Origin of the sequence: Curtobacterium sp. MCBA15_013, from assembly GCF_001865095.1 — a bacterium.
Lineage (GTDB): Bacteria > Actinomycetota > Actinomycetes > Actinomycetales > Microbacteriaceae > Curtobacterium.
Window position 1 is genome coordinate 254,368 of sequence record NZ_MJGQ01000015.1, and the last position, 20,058, is coordinate 274,425.

The 20,058-nt window shown below is 71.4% G+C and carries 21 protein-coding genes and 1 tRNA gene; 10 read left to right on the top strand and 12 right to left on the bottom strand.

The genetic code is table 11. The features are described 5' to 3' along the window. The first annotated feature begins 381 nt into the window (after positions 1-381). Together BIV01_RS20090 and BIV01_RS10690 are read left to right on the top strand one after the other, a co-directional pair. Complete coding sequence (locus BIV01_RS20090; RefSeq protein WP_217642548.1) at positions 382-1,149, top strand: MFS transporter; 768 nt, start codon at positions 382-384, stop codon at positions 1,147-1,149. A gap of 60 nt (positions 1,150-1,209) precedes the next feature. Further along, entirely contained in the window at positions 1,210-1,638 is a 429-nt protein-coding gene (locus BIV01_RS10690; protein WP_083295228.1) for a BLUF domain-containing protein, read from the top strand. A 33-nt stretch (positions 1,639-1,671) separates the two neighbouring features. Here BIV01_RS10690 and BIV01_RS10695 read toward each other — a convergent pair whose 3' ends face one another. The 3 genes from BIV01_RS10695 to BIV01_RS10705 form a co-directional block, all read right to left on the bottom strand. Then, positions 1,672-1,989, bottom strand: coding sequence for a hypothetical protein (locus BIV01_RS10695; protein WP_071302801.1), 318 nt, complete (start codon positions 1,987-1,989; stop codon positions 1,672-1,674). Positions 1,990-1,993: 4 nt separating this feature from the next. Then, positions 1,994-2,605 carry a ScbR family autoregulator-binding transcription factor gene (locus BIV01_RS10700; protein WP_175473688.1) on the bottom strand — a complete coding sequence of 204 codons (612 nt, stop codon included), beginning with the start codon at positions 2,603-2,605 and terminating at the stop codon, positions 1,994-1,996. A gap of 83 nt (positions 2,606-2,688) precedes the next feature. Then, positions 2,689-4,239: an alpha-L-fucosidase gene (locus BIV01_RS10705; RefSeq protein WP_071302803.1), complete on the bottom strand. Its 1,551-nt coding sequence runs from the start codon at positions 4,237-4,239 to the stop codon at positions 2,689-2,691. A gap of 120 nt (positions 4,240-4,359) precedes the next feature. Here BIV01_RS10705 and BIV01_RS10710 point away from each other — a divergent pair, with 120 nt between their 5' ends. Genes BIV01_RS10710 through BIV01_RS10720 form a run of 3 tightly spaced genes read left to right on the top strand, consistent with a single transcriptional unit; the run spans position 4,360 to position 6,787 of the window. Next, positions 4,360-5,352, top strand: coding sequence for an aldo/keto reductase (locus BIV01_RS10710; protein ID WP_071302804.1), 993 nt, complete (start codon positions 4,360-4,362; stop codon positions 5,350-5,352). After that, positions 5,349-6,359: a LacI family DNA-binding transcriptional regulator gene (locus tag BIV01_RS10715; RefSeq protein WP_071302805.1), complete on the top strand. Its 1,011-nt coding sequence runs from the start codon at positions 5,349-5,351 to the stop codon at positions 6,357-6,359. The genes BIV01_RS10710 and BIV01_RS10715 overlap by 4 nt, the downstream gene beginning before the upstream one ends. After that, on the top strand, positions 6,359-6,787 hold the full coding sequence (locus BIV01_RS10720; RefSeq protein ID WP_071302897.1) for an RbsD/FucU domain-containing protein: 429 nt from the start codon (positions 6,359-6,361) through the stop codon (positions 6,785-6,787). Before BIV01_RS10715 ends, BIV01_RS10720 begins: the two co-directional genes overlap by 1 nt. 321 nt (positions 6,788-7,108) lie before the next feature. Here the strand turns inward: BIV01_RS10720 and BIV01_RS10725 are convergent, their stop codons facing one another. The 3 genes from BIV01_RS10725 to BIV01_RS10735 are packed head-to-tail and all read right to left on the bottom strand — an operon-like array spanning position 7,109 to position 10,453. Then, entirely contained in the window at positions 7,109-8,482 is a 1,374-nt protein-coding gene (locus BIV01_RS10725; RefSeq protein WP_071296045.1) for an ABC transporter substrate-binding protein, read from the bottom strand. A gap of 10 nt (positions 8,483-8,492) precedes the next feature. After that, complete coding sequence (locus tag BIV01_RS10730) at positions 8,493-9,449, bottom strand: carbohydrate ABC transporter permease (RefSeq protein WP_083413954.1); 957 nt, start codon at positions 9,447-9,449, stop codon at positions 8,493-8,495. Between the two features lie 29 nt (positions 9,450-9,478). Further along, positions 9,479-10,453: a carbohydrate ABC transporter permease gene (locus BIV01_RS10735; RefSeq protein ID WP_083403428.1), complete on the bottom strand. Its 975-nt coding sequence runs from the start codon at positions 10,451-10,453 to the stop codon at positions 9,479-9,481. 199 nt (positions 10,454-10,652) lie between these two features. Here BIV01_RS10735 and BIV01_RS10740 point away from each other — a divergent pair, with 199 nt between their 5' ends. Together BIV01_RS10740 and BIV01_RS10745 are read left to right on the top strand one after the other, a co-directional pair. Continuing rightward, the gene (locus tag BIV01_RS10740; RefSeq protein ID WP_071302806.1) at positions 10,653-11,885 is read left to right on the top strand and encodes a Gfo/Idh/MocA family protein; all 1,233 of its coding nucleotides are present in this window, start codon (positions 10,653-10,655) and stop codon (positions 11,883-11,885) included. A gap of 74 nt (positions 11,886-11,959) precedes the next feature. After that, complete coding sequence (locus tag BIV01_RS10745; protein ID WP_229087208.1) at positions 11,960-12,973, top strand: LacI family DNA-binding transcriptional regulator; 1,014 nt, start codon at positions 11,960-11,962, stop codon at positions 12,971-12,973. Between the two features lie 90 nt (positions 12,974-13,063). On the opposite strand, the gene BIV01_RS10750 is transcribed toward BIV01_RS10745, so the two are convergent. Beyond that, positions 13,064-13,513 (bottom strand): winged helix-turn-helix transcriptional regulator, encoded by a 450-nt coding sequence (locus BIV01_RS10750; RefSeq protein ID WP_071302807.1) that lies wholly within the window; start codon positions 13,511-13,513, stop codon positions 13,064-13,066. An 85-nt stretch (positions 13,514-13,598) separates the two neighbouring features. Between BIV01_RS10750 and BIV01_RS10755 the strand changes: the two genes are divergently transcribed. After that, entirely contained in the window at positions 13,599-14,294 is a 696-nt protein-coding gene (locus tag BIV01_RS10755; protein WP_071302808.1) for an SDR family oxidoreductase, read from the top strand. A gap of 282 nt (positions 14,295-14,576) precedes the next feature. Here the strand turns inward: BIV01_RS10755 and BIV01_RS10760 are convergent, their stop codons facing one another. Then, positions 14,577-15,137, bottom strand: a complete 561-nt coding sequence (locus BIV01_RS10760) for a GrpB family protein (protein WP_071302809.1) — start codon at positions 15,135-15,137, stop codon at positions 14,577-14,579. 100 nt (positions 15,138-15,237) lie between these two features. Between BIV01_RS10760 and mtnN the strand changes: the two genes are divergently transcribed. Further along, positions 15,238-15,948 (top strand): 5'-methylthioadenosine/S-adenosylhomocysteine nucleosidase, encoded by a 711-nt coding sequence (gene mtnN, locus BIV01_RS18985; RefSeq protein ID WP_175473689.1) that lies wholly within the window; start codon positions 15,238-15,240, stop codon positions 15,946-15,948. A 9-nt stretch (positions 15,949-15,957) separates the two neighbouring features. Here mtnN and BIV01_RS10770 read toward each other — a convergent pair whose 3' ends face one another. The 4 genes from BIV01_RS10770 to serS form a co-directional block, all read right to left on the bottom strand. Continuing rightward, a complete protein-coding gene (locus BIV01_RS10770) occupies positions 15,958-16,485 on the bottom strand; it encodes a GNAT family N-acetyltransferase (protein WP_071302810.1) in 528 nt (175 codons plus the stop codon). Continuing rightward, positions 16,485-16,572, bottom strand: a tRNA-Ser gene (locus tag BIV01_RS10775). The genes BIV01_RS10770 and BIV01_RS10775 overlap by 1 nt, the downstream gene beginning before the upstream one ends. Positions 16,573-16,624: 52 nt before the next feature. Then, entirely contained in the window at positions 16,625-17,479 is an 855-nt protein-coding gene (locus BIV01_RS10780; RefSeq protein WP_175473690.1) for an HAD family hydrolase, read from the bottom strand. Beyond that, positions 17,476-18,741 (bottom strand): serine--tRNA ligase, encoded by a 1,266-nt coding sequence (gene serS / locus BIV01_RS10785; protein ID WP_070418122.1) that lies wholly within the window; start codon positions 18,739-18,741, stop codon positions 17,476-17,478. Before serS ends, BIV01_RS10780 begins: the two co-directional genes overlap by 4 nt. A 93-nt stretch (positions 18,742-18,834) precedes the next feature. Between serS and BIV01_RS10790 the strand changes: the two genes are divergently transcribed. After that, positions 18,835-19,905, top strand: coding sequence for a diacylglycerol/lipid kinase family protein (locus BIV01_RS10790; protein WP_083403430.1), 1,071 nt, complete (start codon positions 18,835-18,837; stop codon positions 19,903-19,905). Positions 19,906-20,058 lie beyond the last annotated feature (153 nt).

Here is a 20,058-nt window from a genome sequence, read left to right on the forward strand (position 1 = left end):
TCGGGATCGCCTCGTGGATCACCCGCACGCCCGCGATCCGCGACGCGCTCGGGGCCTCGATCGAGGCGATGGGCATCGTCATCCTCGGGCTCTCGATCGGCTCGATGATCGGGATCCTCGGCGCCGGTGTGCTCGTCCGGCGCCTCGGGACCCGGCCGCTCATCGTCCTCGGCGGGGTCCTGCCCGTCGTCGGCATGCTCCTCGTCGCCCTGTCCGCCCCCGCGCAGCTCGCCGCCGGGGTGTGGGGCGGGCTGTTCCTTCGGGTCCGGCGTCGCCGAGATCGGCCTGAACGTCGAGGCGGCCGCGGTCGAACGGCGGATCGGTCGGCCGGTCGTCCCGCTGCTCCACGCCTGCTTCAGTCTCGGCACGGTCCTCGGCGGGGTGGCGGGCATCGCGGTGACCGCTGCCCGGACGCCGGTCCTCGGGCACCTGCTCGGCGCCACCGTCGTCATGGCCGCACTCGCCGCGTTCGCCGCCCTGAACCTCCGTCCGGTCCCCCGCGCTGCGCCCGAGGCGTCGTTCGCGGCCGCACCGGCTCCGCGGCTCCGGGCCGTGCTCACGGTGCAGGTGCTGCTCATCGCCGTGATCACCCTGGCGATGGCGTTCGCCGAGGGTGCCGCGAGCGACTGGCTCCCGCTGCTCATGACGACCGACCACGGCGCCCCCGAGGCCGTCGGGTCCCTCGTCTTCACCGGCTTCGCCCTCGCGATGTTCGTCGGGCGGACGGCTGGCACGCCCCTCGTCGCCCGGTTCGGTCGCGCCCCGGTCGTCCGGGTGTGCGCGGCGGTCGGCACCGTCGGCGTGCTGCTCGTCGTGGTGTCGCCGAGCCCCGTGCTGACCGCGGCCGCCGCCGGGGTGTGGGGTCTCGGCATCGCCCTCGGCTTCCCGCTCGCGATCTCGGCCGCCGGCGACCACCCGACCGATGGCGACCGACGGGTGTCCGTCGTCGCGACCGCGGGCTACATCGCGTTCCTGGCCGGTCCTCCGGCACTCGGGTTCCTCGGCGAGCACCTCGGCCTGCAGGCGGCGATGCTCGTCCCCGCCGCACTCCTCGTCGTGGCGCTGCTCGCCGCCCCCGCGACCCGGAACCGCACCACGCTCGACGTGCGGGAGCCCCCGGTCGGCGCACCGGCCCCGTCCGCGGACTGACGGGACTACGTCTAGCGGACACCATTTCGTGTCGTCGGCGGCCCGCGCCAAGATGGAGCCGTGCTCGTCTCCATCGTCTACATGAGCCGGGCGGCCACCCCCTTCGACGACGCCGCCCTGACCGAACTCCTGCGTGGGTCGCGGCTCCGGAACGAGGCGCTGGGGGTCTCCGGCATCCTGTTGGCGAAGGACGGCCGCTTCATGCAGCTGCTCGAGGGCCCGGCGTGGAGCGTGGACGACCGGTTCGCCGCGATCGCGCGCGACCCCCGCCACGGCGAGGTGAAGTCCCTCGTGCGCGAGGACATCGAACGCCGTCGGTTCGACGGCTGGTCGATGGCCTACCGGTCGCTCGACGACTCCGACATCGCCGCCGAGGAGGGCTTCAGCCCGTTCCTCACCGACGGCGTCGACTTCCCGCGGTCCTTCGACCGCACGAGCGCGGCCTGGCTGCTGAAGTGGTTCCGCGACCGCGAGCTCCACGACCGCTGACCCGCAGCGACCCGGCCCCCGGGCCGTCCCGCGTCAGTGCGCTCGTCGGCGTCGGACACGGGTGACCGCGGCCGCACTGCCCGCAGCGGCGAGCACGACCAGCCCGAGCGCACCGACGCCCAGGCCGAACACCCCGAGGATCCCGGCGCCGATGTTCGCGCCGCCACCGTCGTCGACCGTGACGAACAGGGACCAGAGCGTCACCGCGACGGCGACGAACCCGACCGCGAGCAGCACGGTCGCGACGACGTGCAGCGCGACGACGCTCGCGGACCACCCCACCCGCTCGACCCCGGACGTCGCGAGCGCGGGGTCGCCGTACGGAGGGGTGCCGTGCTCGCTGGTGTCCACGGCGTCAGTCTGCCGTGCCGAACGCGTCCGCCACGACCCCCAGCAAGCGGGGCCGGTGCCGGGGTTCCGCGACTGCGGTGAGCACCATCCGCCACATCGTCGCGACCGCGGGGAAGAGGTCCTGCCGGCCGGTCCGCACCGCCGAGACGAGCTGGACCCCGGTGAACATCGGGACGACGGTCGCGCCGAGCTGCTCGGGTGTGAGGTCCGTCCGGAGTTCGCCGCTCGCGATCGCGAGGCGGAACAGGTCACTGATCCCACCGATCCACTGGTCGTAGAAGGCGGCGGTCGCGGCACCGAACTCGCCGCGTTCGAGCGAGAGCCGGATGCCGGCGCTCACGACGGGGTCGGTCAGCAGCATGCCGGCGATGCCGCGGGAGGCCCGGACGAGCGCCTCGGCGGGCGACGCGTCGTGGTGGCTCACGACGTCGAACGTCCGCACGTTCTGCTCGTCGATGACCCCGAGCGCGAGGGACAGCTTGGTGGGGAAGTGGAAATGCAGGGCGCCCTGCGAGACGCCCGCCTCGCGGGCGACGGCCGCGATCGTCGTGGCGGCGAAGCCGACACGCTCGAACTCACGGGCGGCGGCCTCCAGGATCACTGCGCGTCGTTCCACGGTTCCAGTGTCACGGACTGGAGGCGCGGTGCGGGCCCGCACCGCGCCTCCAGTCCGAGGGTGGTCACCGTCGGACCGCTCGCTCACCCGTGCAGCGAGTCGGTCCGTTCCTGCCGCTCCTCCGGACGCAGCCAGACCTTCACGACCGGGCCGGAATCGGGATCGGTACCGGTCGGCACCACGACCTCGAGCGCCGTGGCGGTCTGCGTCCACTGCACCTCGCCGTCGGCGCCGAGCACCTCGACGCTGCGGATCGGCCGTCCGAGCAGGTTCGTCCCGCTGCCGAACGAGCGGATGCGCGCGACACCGTCCGCCGGGTCGGCGAACAGGACCGCGTAGACGTACTCGCCGGTGACGTCGTGGCGGGTGGTGAACCGGACGTCCTCGGACGTGTGGGCCGGAGCGGCGCCGTCGACGAACGACCCCGCCTGGACGTGGGTCGGACCCTCGCCGAAGACGCGCCAGGGACGGGTGCCGTAGATCGCCTCGCCGTTGGCGGTCAACCACCGGCCGATGCCCTCCAGCAGCCGCTGCTCGGGCTCGGCGATCGTGCCGTCCGGCTTCGGGCCGACGTTGAGCAGGAGGACGCCGTTCTTCGCGACGACGTCGACGAGCTCGGCGACGAGGTCGCGCGCGGTCTTGTAGTCGTGCCCCTCGATCCAGCACCAGGCGGACTTGGACACCGAGGTGTCGTTCTGCCAGACGACCGGCGGGATGTCCCCCATCGCACCGCGCTCGATGTCGTAGACGGCGGCGCCGTCCGCGAACGCCTGCCACTTGTAGTTGATGACGACCTCGCGCCCCCACTCGGCGGCACGGTTGTAGTAGTACGCGGCGAGGGTGCGCAGCCACGGCTCGAACGCGGGCTGCTCGATCCACCAGTCGAACCAGAGCACCTGCGGCCGGTACTTGTCGATGACCTCGACGGTCCGGAGCAGCCAGTCCTCGAGGTGTCGCTCGTTCGGCGCGGTCTCCTCGCGCTGGGCCGGGCCGTAGAAGTCGATGAACCGCGGGTCGAGCACGTCCGAGTCGAACCGGGCGCCCCCGTTCATGAAGAACCAGTGCTCGGCCCGGTGCGAGGAAGCGCCGCGGACCATGAACGCGTCGTCGACCGCCTGGAGCAGGTCGCCGAACACGTCGCGCTCGGGCCCCATCCGGGCCGCGCTCCACCGGGAGCGGTCGGTGTCGTACATCGCGAAGCCGTCGTGGTGCTCGGCGACGGGGACGACGAACTGCGCGCCCGCCCGACGGAACAGGGTCGCCCAGTCCTGCGGGTCGAAGTGCTCCATCGTGAACGACGGGATGAAGTCCTTGTAGCCGAACTCCGACTGCGGTCCGTAGGTGGCCACGTGGTGCTCGAACTCGGGCGTGCCCGCGCGGTACATGTCCCGCGAGTACCACTCGTTCCGGAAGGCCGGCACCGAGTAGACGCCCCAGTGCAGGAAGACCCCGAACTTGGCGTCCTCGTACCAGCGCGGTGGCGTGTACCCGCGGAGCGACTCCCAGGTCGCCTCGTACGGGCCGGCACCGACGACCGCGGCGACGGCAGCGAGCGCCACCGAGTTGTCGCTGACGTCGACCGGCGCCGGCAGGGCTGCCGGGTCGATCCGTGGCAGGTCGTGGGGTTCGGGCATGACTCCTCCTCGAGTCGAGCGAAACGTTTCGTCCTGGAGACGGTTCTACGGTAGCGTGCATTGCACCCGCATGGGTGAAACGTTGAGTGATGCGCGACGACGCGCAGGAAGCAGGCCACCGTGGACGTCCCGACGAGCCGACCCCTGCGGACCGGCGCACGCATCCCGACGATCGGACTCGGCACGTTCGGCTCCGACCGGTACGGCCCGGACGAGGTGGCGGCGGCAGTCCGCGGCGGCCTCGACGCCGGCTACCGGTTGGTCGACTGCGCCTCGGTCTACGGCAACGAGCCCGAGGTCGGTGCCGCGATCGCGGCGAGCGGTGTCCCGCGCGAGGACCTCTTCGTGATGTCGAAGGTCTGGAACGACGCGCACGACCCGACCGATGCGGTCGCGTCGGTCGAGCGGTCGCTCCGGGACCTGCGGGTCGACCACCTCGACGCGGTGTTCGTGCACTGGCCGTTCCCGAACCACCACGCGCCGCACGCCTCGGTCGAGGACCGCGACCGGTCGGCCCGCCCCTACGACCACGCCGCGTACCTCGCGCTCTGGCGGGCGCTCGAGGGGCTCGTCGACGCTGGACTGGTCCGACACCTCGGCACGTCGAACACGACGGTCCCGAAGCTGCGGCTGCTGCTCCGCGACGCCCGGGTCCTCCCGGCGCTCAACGAGATGGAGCTGCACCCGACGTTCCAGCAACCGGAGCTGTTCGACTTCTGCCGCGCGAACGACATCCAGCCCGTGGGCTACTCGCCGCTCGGGTCACCGTCCCGCCCGGAGCGCGACCGCGAGGACGACGACCCCGTGGACGTCGACCACCCCGTCGTCCGGCGGATCGCCGAGGCGCACGGCGTGCACCCCGCCGTGGTCTGCCTCAAGTGGGCGGTCGCGCGCGGGCAGGTCCCGATCCCGTTCTCGGTGAAGCCCGAGCAGTACCGCGCGAACCTCGACGGCGCGCTGACGGACCCGCTCACCGACGAGGAACTCCGGGCGATGCAGGACGTCGACCGCGGCGTCCGGCTCATCAAGGGGCAGGTGTTCCTGTGGTCAGGCGCCGACAGCTGGCACGACCTGTGGGACGAGGACGGCACGATCCCCGGGGGCGTCGGGTGACGGCGACCTACAAGGACCTGCAGCGGGCGACGGGGCTCTCGCTCGCGACGATCTCGAAGTTCTACAACGGCGGCACCGTCCGCGACGAGAACGCGCAGGCGATCGAACGGGCCGCGGCGACGCTCGGGTTCCGGCCCAACGGGTTCGCCCGGAGCCTGCGCTCCCGGCGGTCCGGCACGATCGGCGTCCTGCTGCCGGCGCTCGACAACGACTTCCACCTCACCGTGATCGCCGGGGTCGAGAGCGCACTCCGGGCGCACGGGACGAGCGTCATCGTCTCGTCGAGCCCGGACGCCGCCGCGGGCGCGGTCGACCTGCTCCTCAGCCGGATGGTGGACGGCATCATCGCGGTGCCGTCGGACCACGACGTCGAGGCCCTGGCGCGTGCGGCCGAGCGCGTGCCGGTCGTGCAGATCGACTGGCGTGCGGACGCCCTCGCCACCGACGGCGTCTTCCTCGACAACCGCGGCGCCGGCGCCCTCGCCGCCCGCCACCTGCTCGACCACGGGCACCGCCGGGTCGGGGTCGTCGCGGGTGACCCCGCGGTCTCCACCATGCGGGAGCGCACCGCGGGCTTCCGTGCGGTGGTCGAACGGGAGGGCGGTGTCCTCGGACCGGACTCGGTCGTCGAGGGGCCCCTCACGGTGCAGCACGGGCAGGCGGCGATGCAGCGGCTCCTCGTGCAGCCGGACCGCCCGACAGCGGTCTTCTGCGCGAACTACGAACTCACCCTCGGAGCCGTCATCGCACTGAACGAGTCCGGGCTGACCCTCGGCCGGGCCCTCTCGGTGCTCGGGTTCGACGGCCTCGAGCTCGCCCAGGCCACCGTCCCGAAGCTCACCGTCATCGTGCAGCCCACGCACGAGCTCGCCGTCCGGGCCGCCGACCTGATCCACGCGCGCCTGACGGACCCCGACGCCGACCCGGCTCCCGTCGACGTCGTCGTCGCACCCCGTCTGGTCGCCGGTGGATCGGTCGCCCGACTCGTCACCCCCACGGAGGCATGATGCTGCGCTACACCCTCACCCACCAACCGACGCTGAGCGCGCTCGCGTCGCTCGGGCACGGCTCCAAGGTCCTGGTCGCCGATGGGAACTACCCGTTCGCGACGGCGATGCGTCCCGGCGCCGCGCTCGTGCACCTCAACTTCCGCCCCGGACTGCTCGACGTCGACGAGGTCCTGACGACCCTGCTCGACGCGGTCCCGGTCGAGGCGGCGACGGTCATGGAGGCTCCGGCGGACACCGTCGTCGCGGCGCACGAGGGCTACCGGCGCATCCTCGGGCCGGACGTGCCGCTCGGTGCGCTCGACCGGTTCGCGTTCTACGACGCGGTCCGCGCGCCCGAGACCGGGTTGGTCATCGCGACGGGCGACCAGCGGTCGCACGCGAACCTGCTGCTCGAGATCGGGTTCCAGCGCGCGCCGGAGCGGTAGGGCGCGCGGGCGCGGGCGGCGGGGCGCGCGGGCGGGCGCGGTCGGGCGCGGGCGGGCGCGGGCGGGAGTGCGCGCGCTGACGACGAGTGCGCGCGTTCCACCACGCGCAGTCGTCGTCAGGGTGCGCACGTCCGCGCGTCGGCGTGCGCGTCCCCTCGGGCGGACTGGAGGCGCGGTGCGGCCCGGACCCGCGCGTCGGCGTCCCAACGGGCGGACTGGAGGCGCGGTGCGGGCCGGACCCGCGCCTCCAGTCCCCCACGTGCGGACCGGAGGCGCGGTGCGGGCCCGACCCGCGCCTCCAGGCGGTCGACCGACGGCGGCTCAGGTGAGGGCGAGGAGGTTGTTGACCTGCTCGTTCACGCCGGTCAGCGTCGAGATCGGCTTGCCGTTCGCGTAGATGTCGTCGAACGCCGGTTGCACGAGGGCCTGCACGTCGGCCGGGTTCCGGGTCACGGGGAACAGGAACGTCGTGCCGTCCTCGACCTGCTCGGTGAAGGCCGTCACGTCGAGGCCCCGCTTCGCGTACGCCGCCACCGCTGCGTCGGTCCCCGATCGGCGTGCCGGGAAGACGATGCCCGCCCGGCCGACGATCTCCTGGGCGGCAGCGCTGCCGAGGAACGCGACCCACTTCGCCGCTGCCTCCGGGTTCCGCGCCTGCTTCGTGATCGAGTCGCCGAGACCGTTGAACATCGACGCGCGGTGCCCGATCGGCCCGGTCGGCGTCGGCGCGATGCCGACGTCGATGCCCGGGAGGTTCGCGTACGTCCCGATCATCCACGAGCCGTTGAACGAGAGCGCGACCTTCTTCGAGCCGAGCTGGACGTCCGGTCCGGTCGTCGTGGAGAAGACCCCGTACTTCGGCATGTAGCCCTTCTCGGCGAGCCCGAAGTACCACGAGATCGTCTTCTGGAACCCGGCGTCGTCGTAGCGGAACCGGTTCCCCCAGGGGTTCTTGTTCGTGTAGAACCAGTCGATCGACCCGGTGAACGGCGACCACTGGGTCTGCCCGAACCCGTCGCCCCCGCTGCCGTTGGCGCTCATCCCGTAGACGGCGACGTCCGTCTTGTCGAAACCCGGCTCGTCACCGCGGCGCCCCTTGCCGTCTATCGTGAGGTGCGCGACGGCGCGCTCGAAGGTGCCGCCGTCATCGGGGTTCCAGGACAGGGCGGCCAGGTCGTCGGCGGTGTACCCGGCCTTCGCGATGACCTTCTGGTCGTAGAACATCGCGACCGTGTCCCAGTCCTTCGGCGAGCCGTACCGGTGGCCGTCCCGCCCCTTCCAGAGCTGGGCGAGCCCGGACTGGTAGTCGTCGTCACGGATCCCCGACGTCGCCTCGAGCTCGTCGAGCTTGTACAGCACGTCGAGGTCGGCGAACTGCGGGAACTTCGACAGGTGGTCCGTGAACACGTCCGGCGCGGTGCCGGCGATGAACCCGGCGGTGAGCTTCGTCCAGTAGTCGGCCCACCCGAGCTGGGTGATCCTGATCGTGATGCCGGGGTTCTCGCGCTCGAAGGCCTTGGCGACGGCCTGGTACGCCGGCAGCTGGTTCGAGTCCCAGAGCCAGTAGGACACCGTGCCGGTCGCACCGCTCCGCGGGTTCGGGGTGCCCGTGGTGGAGCAGGCGGCGAGCGCACCGAGCGCCAGGGCGGACGCTCCGCCGGCGAAGAGGGCGCGGCGGGTGATGGAGTTCGTCATGTGCGGATCCCTACTTGATGCCGGAGAAGCCGATGGAGTTGACGATCCGCTTGGCGAAGACGCCGAAGAGCACGATCATCGGGAGCGCCGCCACGAGCGTCGCGGCCATGAGCCCGGCCCAGTCGGTGCCGGACTGCGGCGACTGCGACTTGAAGACCCCGAGCGCCACCGTGAGCACGCGGGAGCTGTCGGTGTACGAGACCATCAGCGGCCAGAAGTAGTCGTTCCACGCCGTGATGTACGTCAGGACGGCGAGCGTCGCGATCGGGGCGGAGGCCATCGGGAGGATGAGCCGGAAGAAGACCCGGACCTTGCCGGCGCCGTCGATGAGTGCCGCCTCCTCGACCTCGCGGGAGATCCCGAGGAAGAACTGCCGGAGGAAGAACACCGCGAACGGCGTCATGAGCATCGACGGCAGGGCGATCCCGAACAGGGTGTCGACGAGGCCGAGCGACTTGATCAGCGTGAAGTTCGGCAGGAGCGTGAAGATCGTCGGCACCATCAGTCCGGCGAGGAAGACCGCGAAGACGCGGTCCCGCCCGGGCCACCGCAACCGCGCGAACGCGTAGGCCGCCCCGGCCGAGAAGAACACCTGGCCGACGGTGATCATCGTCGCGGTGAGCACGGAGTTCAGCAGGTACTGCCAGAAGTTGATGGCAGCGCCGGACCCGCCCTGGGCGAGCGCCTCCTTCGTGGACTGCAGGCCGAACACGCGCTCGAAGCCACCGAGGCTGAAGCCCGTGGGGAGGAGCGAGGTGGGGTCGGCCGAGATCGCACCGTTCGAGGACAGGGCGGTGCGGAGGATCCAGTAGAACGGGAACAGGGTCACGACGATGACGGCGATCATCGCGATCCAGGCGATGACCCGTCCGACGGAGGGCGTCCGACGAGGCGGTCGGGGGCCGCCGCGGGTGGTGATCGCGCGGGTGGTCTGCGGTTCGACCACCGGGGGCAGGGTGCTGGTCATCTTCGACTCGCTTCCGTGTGCTCTGGCCGTCAGTCCAGGTCGCTCTCGCCGGAACGCGAGAGTCGGTACTGGATGATCGTGATGATGCTGAGGACGATGAGGAGGGCCACCGAGACGGCGGACGCGTAGCCGAACTGGAACCGGCCGAACGCCAGGTTGTAGATGTAGTTCTGCACGACGTTCGTGGCGTTCGCGGGTCCGCCCTGGGTGGCGATGGCGACGGTGTCGAACACCTGGAACGACCCGATGATCGTGATGATGAGCACGAGCGACAGGATCGGTCGGAGCAGCGGCACGGTGATGCGCCAGAACATCTTCCACTCGCTGGCGCCGTCGATGCGGCCGGCTTCGTACACCTGCTCCGGCAGCGCCTGCAGGCCCGCGAAGATGAGCAGGGCCGTGTAGCCGACGTTCCGCCAGACGTTGATGAACGCGATGGTCGGGATGCCCCAGAAGTCGCTCTGCAGGAACGGGATGCGGCCCACACCGATCGCCGACAGGATCTCGTTGCCGATGCCGAGCTGCGTGTCGAGGATCCACAGCCAGATGAGCGCCGCGACGACGTTCGACACGAGGTACGGCGCGAGGACGATGCCCCGGACGAAGGTCGACTTGGTGAGGCGGTGCATCATCACGGCGATGAACAGCGCGAGGATCGTCTGGAACCCGATGTTGAGCAGGACGTACTCGACCGTCACCGCCATCGAGTGCCAGAAGATCGAGTCCTGCACCAGGCGCTCGTAGTTCTGCAGGCCGGTGAACACCGGCGGTGTGAGCAGGTTGAACGACGTGAAGCTGAGGTAGATGCCCCGGACGGTGGGCCACGCGAGGAACACGGCGAAGCCGACCGATGCCGGGGCGATGAAGATCAGCGCCAGCCAGAGGTCGTTCCTGGGCCGGCGTCGCGGGGAGGTGGTGCCGGCACGGGCGAGGTCGGTCGCCCGACTCCTCCGTCTCGTGCTGGCCGTCGTCAAGGGTGACGACACAGGGCTCTCGGTGGCCATCGCGACTCCTTCGTCTGCGGTGGACTGACGTGCAGCAGTCCGTGAGCCGGGAATCTACACGTGGGGACAGCGGGTGGCAAGAGGCTTTTTCTTGGTTTGAATCAGGGGTTGTCACGTGTAGACATCGGTGTCAGGATGGCCCTCGATCGCATCGGAGCGACCTGCCCGGCGACGCATCCCCCACCTGGAAAGGTCACTGATGATCTCTGTCGGAATGGTCGGCGCGGGCCAGTTCGCCCCCCAGTTCGCCAAGCTGTTCAAGCTGCACCCGGACGTCGACCGCGTCTTCGTCACCGACCTCGTCGACGACCGGGCATCCGAGCTCGTCGAGTCGCAGCACCTCGACGGCACGTTCCCGGACTTCGACGCCGTGCTCGCCTCGGACGTCGACGCCGTCGCGATCTTCACGCAGCGCTGGACGCACGGGCCGCTCGTGGTCAAGGCCCTCCGCGCCGGCAAGCACGTGTACTCGGCCGTGCCGATGGCGATCTCGGTCGAGGAGATCCAGGCCATCATCGAGGCCGTCCGCGAGACCGGGCTCACCTACATGATGGGCGAGACGAGCTACTACAACCCCGCGACGGTGTTCGCCCGCTCGAAGGTCGCCGAGGGTGCCTTCGGCCGTGTCTTCTACGCCGAGGGCGACTACGTGCACGACATGGACCTCGGCTTCTACGCCGCGTACCAGTTCAGCGGCGGCGAGGACTGGAAGCGCACCGCCAGCTACCCGCCCATGCTCTACCCGACACACTCGGTCGGCGGGGTCCTCGGTGCGATCCCGGGGCACGCGGTCAGCGTCAGCTGCATCGGCGTCAAGGACGACCGCGGCGACGGGGTCTTCGACAAGGACATCAGCCAGTTCGACAACGACTTCTCGAACGCCACCGCGCTGTTCGAGCTCGACAACGGCGGGGTCATGCGGATCAACGAGATGCGCCGCGTCGGCTACCCGTCGCACATCCGCGAGTCCCGCTTCCGCTACTTCGGCACCGAGGCGAGCTTCGAGCAGCTCGCCAAGGTCAGCGTCTGGCAGGACAAGGAGGACTCGCACGACATCAGCGACCAGATCGACACCCAGGCGACGATGGAACTCGACGACCCCCGCCTCGCCGGCGTCGACCCCTCGCTCCGTGACGCGTTCGTCTCGGGCTACGCGGCCGTGCACGACACGTCGCGCCTGCCGGCCGAGTACGCCGGCGTGCCGACCGGACACGAGGGCAGCCACCAGTTCCTCGCCGACGACTTCGTCCGCGCCGTCGTCGACCGGACCCTGCCGCCGGTGAACGCCTGGACCGCCGCCCGGTTCACGCTGCCCGGCATCATCGCCCACCAGTCCGCACTGCAGGGCGGCGTCCGCCTCGAGGTGCCGGACTTCGGCGACGCCCCGGAGACGGTCGAGGCGGTGGGCTCGTCTAGTATCGCCAGCGACTAGCAAGTGGTGTTCGGGTGTCGGTCCGCACGGGCCGGCACCCGAACGCGACTTCCGACCCGACGAAGGTGGCACCCGTGACCGTCCCGACGACCCCGAGGGCGGTCACCCGCGCCGACGTCGCCCGGTACGCCGGCGTGAGCACCTCCGTCGTGAGCTACGTCGTGCACGACGGACCCCGTCCGGTCGCAGCGGCCACCGCGGCACGTGTCCGCGAGGCGATCCGCGTGCTCGGCTACCGCCCGAACGCGAGCGCTCAAGCCCTCCGCACCGGGTCCTCGAAGATGCTCGGACTCATCGTCCCCGAGCTCGACAACCCGTTCTGGTCCGAGCTCGGGGTCGCGGTCACGCACGCCGCCGCCGCGCGCGGGTACGACGTCCTGCTCGCCAACAGCGACGGCGACGCCGCGCAGGAACGGGAGCGCCTGCGCAGCCTCTCCGCCCGGCAGGTCGACGGCATCATCGTCACGAGCATCATGACGCGGCCCGACCTGTCCACCGTGACGGACCCCGGCATCCCGATGGTCCTGCTCAACACCTTCTTCGAGGTCCCCGACTACGCGAGCATCGGCGTCGACGCCCTCCGTGGCGCGTACGACGGCACGCAGCACCTCGTCGAGCACGGGTACCGCTCGATCGGCCTGGTGATGGGGCACGCCGGCTCGATGGAGCTCCGCGAGCAGGGCTGGATGCGAGCACTCCGCGACGCCGGGCTGCCCGACGGCCCGATCGTCCGCTGCGACTTCACCCGACGGGGCGGCTACGAGGCCGGTCTCCGCATGTTCGGCGAGGGCTCCGGCCCCCGAGCGGTCTTCGTCAGCTCCGACATGCAGGCGGTCGGGCTGCTGCGCGCCCTCTTCGAGCTCGGACTGTCCGCGCCCGACGACGTCGCGATCGTCTCCTTCGACGGCGCGGTCGAGGCCGACTACACGAACCCGCAGCTCACCACGGTCCGGCAGCCGATCGAGACGATGGCGACCGCCGCCGTCGACCGGGTGCTCGGCCTCGACGCGGACAACCAGTGGCACCGGGACCTCGTCCCCGCCGAGTTGGTGCTCGGCGCCAGTTGCGGGTGCGGCGTGCGTCGCTGACGCACGCGCCTGCGGTCCGGGAGGCGCGGTGCGGGGCCGACCCGCGCCTCCCGTCCGACGCTGGTCACGCCAGCCCGCCTGCTCGCACCATCAGCCCTCCATGACCGCCTCGAGCGCGTCGAGCGCGACGCGGCGGTGCCCGCTGCGCGTCACGGCGACCGCCTCGACCGGCTCGCCGGTGGTGGCCTCGACGAAGCGGAGGTCGGACGTGCGCTCGGACGGCCGGTGCCGGTCCGCCCACCCGCCGAGAGCGAGCAGCACCAGCGAGAGGTCGCGGCCGGCCTCGGTGAGGACGTACTCGTCACGGACCCGTCCACCGTCCGGCTTGTAGGCGTGGCGTTCGAGCACGCCGCCCTCGACGAGGGAGCCGAGGCGCGCCGTGAGGACCTCCCGCGGGACCCCGAGGCTCTGCTGGAACTGGCTGAAGCGGGTCGACCCCGCGAGGGCGTCGCGGACGATCATGAGCGTCCACTTCTCGCCGAGGACGTCGAGGGACCGCGCGATGGGGCAGCGCTCGTCGCCGCCGAGGATGCCGAGCATGTGTTCATCCTACCTGGGTTCGGAATCCAGACACACCGTGCTAGGTTCACTTTCCGTACCCACCCTTCTTCGACAGGAGCCCATCATGACCACCCTCACCGACGCGACCGTCCTCGTCACCGGAGCGAACGGCGGCCTCGGCGCCGCGTTCGTCCAGCAGGCCCTCGACCGCGGTGCCGCCAAGGTCTACGCCACGGCCCGGACCCCGCGCACCTGGGACGACGAGCGCATCGTGCCGCTCGCCCTCGACGTCACCGACCAGGCGAGCGTCGACGCCGCCGCCCGCGCAGCAGCCGATGCCACGGTCGTCGTGAACAACGCCGGCATCGGTGGCTCCGCGCCGCTCCTCGAGACCTCGGTCGACGAGGTCGAGCACGTCTTCGCCACGAACGTCTTCGGTGCGCTCCGGGTCGCCAAGGCCTTCGCGCCGTCGCTGGCCGGGGGCGCGCTCATCGACGTGCACTCGGTGCTCAGCTGGATCGCGCTGGCCGGGGGCTACTCCGCCTCGAAGGCCGCGTTCTGGTCGATCACGAACTCCCTGCGCCTCGAGCTCGCACCCCAGGGGACCCAGGTCCTCGGAGCGCACCTCGGTTACACGGACACCGGCATGACGGCCGACCTCGACGTCGAGAAGGCCGACCCGGCGGACATCGTGGCGGCGATCTACGACGCCCTCGAGGCCGGCGAGCACGAGGTCCTCGCCGACCAGGTCAGCCGCGACGTCCGCGCGGGACTGAGCGCCCCGCTCACCGCGCTCTACCCGGCGCTGGCGTCGGCCTGACGCCAGCGCTGTCGATGGGCTCGGCGGTGCTCGCTGCCCGGCCCGCCGTTCCGCGCGACGGCGTGGCGTCGGGACACACAGCGGCGAGGCGTCGGGACACGCCGCGGCGCGCTGAAGCGTCGGGACGCTGCGGGACGACGGGCTCTGCGGGGCGCGTGACCGTTCCGGTTCGCGAATCCCGTGATCCGCGAACCGGAACGGTCACGACGGCGGGACGATGTGCGCACGACCGCCGCGAGTCGGACGATCGCAGCCGGTCGGGTCACACCCGCGCGTCAGGGGTCAGCCGTGGGCCCCTCGGCCGGTGATGCCCGCGGTGGCATCGGCGATCGACGCGCGCTCGGAGTCGGTGAGACCCGCCGCGCGCAACACCCGGTCGAGCACCGCGGTCTTGCGCACGAGGTAGTCGTCGATGTCCAGCGCCTCGGCGGCAGCCCGACGCTTCACGGAGGCGTACTCCTCGCGGAGTGCGTCGTCCGCGCGCAGGACATCGCGCACGCCGAGGTGGTTGCGGAGCGCGAGCGATCCTTCAACCACGACGTAGGTGTTGCTCGGGGCGAAGCGCTCGGGCGTGCGGAACGCCTGCCGCCCCGGGATGCCGAGGTCGCCGCGCGGCACGAAGCCGATCGCAGCGAGGGCCTCGACGGCCGCGGGCACGTCCGCTGCCCCGACGACCACGTCGACGTCGATCACGGGCTTCGCCGCGAGGCCGGGCACCGCCGTGCTCCCGACGTGCTCGATGCGGTGCGGGACCCCGGCGGCGAGGAGCGCCGCGCCGTACGCCGTCCGCAGCACCGCGAAGCGCCGCGGCCACTCCGCTCGGTACTCGACGACCTCGACCACACCGCCCCCTGGATCTCCTCGCGCACGGTGCACGGTACGCGTCCCGGTGTCCCGGTGTCCCGGTGTCCCGACGGTCGGCGGCCCGTGCGATCATCGATCAGTGCAACTCCCTCCCCCGATCGCGGTCGTCATCGCCGCCATGAGCGAAGAGGTGTCCGCGTTCGCCGGGCTCCTCGGCGGTGTCCCGATCCTCGACGGTCCGGTCGGCGGCCACGACGAACACCACCTGCTCGACGTCGGTGGCGCCACGGTCGCCGTGCGCCGCAGCGGCATCGGGTTCACGAACGCCACGGCAGCGGTCGCCCACGCGTTCCACGACTTCGGCTCGGGCATCCCGGTGATCAGCGTCGGGACGGCCGGTGGGCTGATGCACGGCGTCGAGATCGGCGACGTCGTCGTCGGGGACCGCTACGTCAACCTCAACGCCGACGCGACGGCGTTCGGGTACGCGCTCGGCCAGGTCCCGGGCATGCCCACCGGGTACGAGCCCGACGACCGGCTCGTCGAGCTGGCACTCGCCTCGGACGCCGGGTACCGCCTCCGCTCGGCCACGATCGGCTCGAGCGAGATCTTCGTCACCGAGGGTCGAGCGCGTCTGCTCCGGACGGCGTTCCCCGCGGTCGCGGCGGTCGACATGGAGTCGGCGGCGATCGCGCAGTTCGCGCACGTCCACGCCATGCCGTTCGTCTCCGTCCGGTGCATCAGCGACCTGTGCGCGCCGGACGGCGACGAGTTCAAGGAGCACCTCGACGATGCGGCCGCGCGTGCCGCCCGGGTGGTGCACGACGTGGTGACGGGGCTCGTCAGCTGAGCCGGGAGCTCACCGGTCGGTCGGAGCGAGGAGCTGGAACATGACGTGGTCGCGCCACGCCCCGGCGATCCTGAGGTACTCGGGCGCCAGGCCGTAACGCGTGAACCCCGCTGCCTGCAGTGCACGCTGCGAGCCCACGTTCTCGGGCAGGGTCTCCGCCTGGACACGGTGGAGCCGCAGCACCTCGAACGCGTGCGCCGCAGCGGCCCGGACCGCTCGGGAGGCATGCCCCTGCCGGACCCGGTCGGCGCGGATCCAGTACCCCATCGCACACGACTGCAGGGCACCGCGGGTGATGCCGCTCAGCGTGATCCGGCCGAGCAATTCGCCGTCGACCGACTCGATCACGAACGGGACGGACGTGCCGGCACGCTCGGCCGCGAGGGCCTGGACGATGACGTCGTGCTGCCCCGCCTCGGTGAAGTAGGCGGGCGAACGGGTCGGTTCCCACGGCCGCAGGTGGTCGGCGCTCGCACTGACGACGGCCGCGAGCGTCGCGGCGTCGTTGACGCGGATCAAGCGCAGGCGTGTGTCCATGGCGGAGGGTGTGGGATTCGAACCCACGAGACATCTCTGCCCACCTGTTTTCAAGACAGGCTCCATCGGCCGCTCGGACAACCCTCCAGCGACACGACCACGTGGCGAGACGTGATCGCGTCCCGGGAAGTCTACCGGGCTAGCGCGGCAGGGAGTCGAGCGCAGCCGCCAGGCCGTCGTCGGTCACGCCGCCCGTGAGCTCGTTGCCCGCGTCCACGACGTCCTCGGGTGCCTGCCCCATGACGACGCCGCGCCCCGAGGTCGAGGCCCACCGGAGCATGTCGATGTCGTTCCGACCGTCCCCCGCGGCGAACACGCGGGAGCGCGGGATGTCGAGCCACTCACGGACCCGCTCCATCGCGGTGGCCTTCGTCACGCCCTCGGGTGCGATGTCGAGCCACGACGTCCACCCCACCGAGTACGAGACCTTGTGCAACCCCATCCGCTCGACGATCTGCAGGAAGTCCTCGGTGTCGTGGCCGGGCGAGATGACGACGACACGGGTCGCCTCGACGCCGAGCAGCCGTTCGAACGGGACGTGCTCGCCGGCGACGGTCATCGTGTCGTCGGGGAAGTTGCCGGAGAGCAGGAAGTGACCGGTCTGGTCCTCGACGCCGAACGCGGCGTTCTCGAGGGCGCCGTGGATCGTCCGGAGGACCTCGCTCGGGTCGAACTGCTCGACGTGCACCCGCTCGTAGGAACCGTCGGACCGGCGTCCCAGGGTCAGCGCGCCGTTCGCGCAGACGAGGTACTTCGGCTGGATGCCGAGCGTGTCGAGCAGCGGGACGGTCATGCCCTCGCTGCGACCGGTGCTGAGCATGACCTCGTGCCCGGCTGCCTCGGCATCGCGGAGCGCGGCGATCACGGTGTCGGTGACGACACCGTCCTCGCGCATGGTGGTGCCGTCGATGTCGAGCGCCACCAACCAGCGCTTCGTCCGGGCCGGCGCACCCGCACCGGCCGAACCGTCGACGAACCGACCCTGCGTGCTCATCGGGGTTCGATCACCTCGACGCCGCCCAGGTAGGGACGGAGGACCTCGGGCACGACGACCGAGCCGTCGGCCTGCTGGTGCGTCTCGAGGATCGCGACGATCCACCGGGTCGTCGCGAGCGTGCCGTTCAGGGTCGCGACCGGCGCGGTCTTCCCGCTCTCGGTGCGGTACCGGATGTCGAGGCGCCGAGCCTGGAACGTCGTGCAGTTCGACGTCGACGTGAGCTCGCGGAAGGTGCCCTGCGTCGGGACCCACGCCTCGATGTCGTACTTGCGCGCCGCACTCGTGCCGAGGTCGCCACCCGCAACGTCGATCACGCGGTAGTGCAGCCCGAGGTCCTGCAGCATCTGCTCCTGGTACCCGACGAGCTTGGCGTGCTCGGCCTCGGCCTGGTCCGGGTGGACGTAGGCGAACATCTCGAGCTTGTTGAACTGGTGCACGCGCAGGATGCCGCGGTTGTCCTTGCCCGCCGACCCCGCCTCGCGCCGGTAGCAGGTCGACCAGCCGGCGTACCGCAGGCCGTCGCCACCGTCGAAGGAGAGGATCTCGTCGGCGTGGAACCCGGCGAGGGCGACCTCGCTCGTGCCGGTCAGGTAGAGGTCGTCCGCCTCGAGCCGGTAGACCTCGGCCGCGTGCTCGCCGAGGAAGCCCGTGCCGGCCATGGTCTCGGGGCGCACGAGCGTCGGGGTGATGAGCGGCTCGAAGCCGGCGGCGATCGCACGGTCGAGGCCGAGCGACATCAGGGCGATCTCGAGCCGGGCACCGAGGCCGCGCAGGAAGTAGAACCGCGAGCCGGAGACCTTCACGCCGCGCGGGATGTCGATGATGCCGAGGTGCTCGCCGAGGTCGGCGTGGTCCTTGGGCTCGAAGTCGAACTCCGGCTTCGTGCCGACGGTGCGGAGCGTGACGAAGTCGTCCTCGCCGCCCTTCGGCACGTCGGGCAGCACGACGTTCGGGATGCTCCGGACCACCGCGTTGAAGGACTCCTCGGCCGCGGTGACGGTCGCCTGCGCTTCCTTCACCTTCGCGGCGAGCGCCTGGGCCTGCTGCACGAGCGCGGCCTTCTCGTCCTTCGGGGCCTTCGCGACGGTCTTGCCGAAGGCGTTCTGCTCGGCCCGGAGGGACTCGAACGAGGTGATCGCGCTCCGCCGTGCCGCGTCCGCGGCGACGGCCTCGTCGACGACGGCGACGGAGGCGCCGCGCGCCTCCTGCGAGGCCTTGATGACGTCCGGGTTGTCACGCAGCAGCTGGGGATCGATCACCGCACCATCCTAAAGGGGCCGAGTTGCGGACGGACTGGAGGCGCGGTGCGGGCCCGACCCGCGCCTCCAGGCTTCGATCGGTACCGTTGGTGCATGTCGACCCCTTCGGAGACCGCGCCCGCGGACCAGGACGCCCTCCAGACCGAGCAGCGGACGGCCGCGGTGGTCTACAACCCGGTCAAGGTCCACCTGCCGACCCTCAAGCGCACCGTCGAGAAGCACCAGCAGGAGGCCGGCTGGGCCGAGACCCTCTGGTTCGAGACGACGGAGGAGGACCCGGGCGGCGGCATGGCCCGCGCCGCGCTCGAAGCCGGTGCCGACGTCGTCGCCGCCGCGGGCGGGGACGGGACCGTCCGCGCCGTGGCCGAGGTGGTGCACGGGTCCGACGCCTCGCTGGCGCTGCTGCCGAGCGGCACGGGAAACCTGCTCGCGCGGAACATGAAGTTGCCGCTGGACGACCTCGGCGGGATGGCCAAGGCGATCTTCACCGGGCACGACCGTTCGATCGACTTCGGACTGCTCGGTGTCGAGCGTCCCGACGGCTCCCGCGACCGGTTCGGCTTCGTCGTGATGGCCGGCCTCGGGCTCGACGCCCGCATGCTCGCGAACACGCGCCCCGAGCTGAAGAAGCGCGTCGGGTGGCTCGCCTACCTCGACTCGCTGTTCCGCTCCGTCCGGGACACCGACGGCTTCGAGTTCAAGTACCGGCTCGACGAGTCGGCGCGCAACGGCTCGGTCCGGGCGCACTCGGTCATCGTCGGCAACTGCGGCATGCTCCAGGCCAACGCCATGCTCCTGCCCGATGCCGAGATCGACGACGGGGTGTTCGACATCGTCGTGATGCGGCCTCGCGGGTTCTTCGGCTGGGTGCGCATCGCCGCCCGGGTGTTCTGGGAGAACGGGATCCTGCGGTGGTTCCGCCGGTCGGCCCTGTCCGACACCGTGATCGGCCGCCGGATCACCACGGCCGCGAAGCAGGAGCGCCCGCTGCGGTACCTGCGCGGCGAGGAGTTCACGCTGCGCCTGGCGAAGCCGGACGAGTTCGAGATCGACGGCGACCCGGTGGGCGAGATCGTGGCGTTCCGCGCGAAGATCGACCCGGGCTCGCTGGACGTGCGGATCCCCGCGGTCGAGCCGGCGACGGGCCGCGGCCGCCGGCGGTAGCGCGGGCGCGCAGGCGCGCCGCGCGCGGCCGCGCGCGCTCCGCACAACGAAAGTCCCTCGGAACCACGCGACGACGTGGTTCGGAGGGACTTCGGTTGTGCGGGAGCAGATCGCGCCGGTGCACGAGGGGGCGCGCGCAGCGCAGCGCGCAGC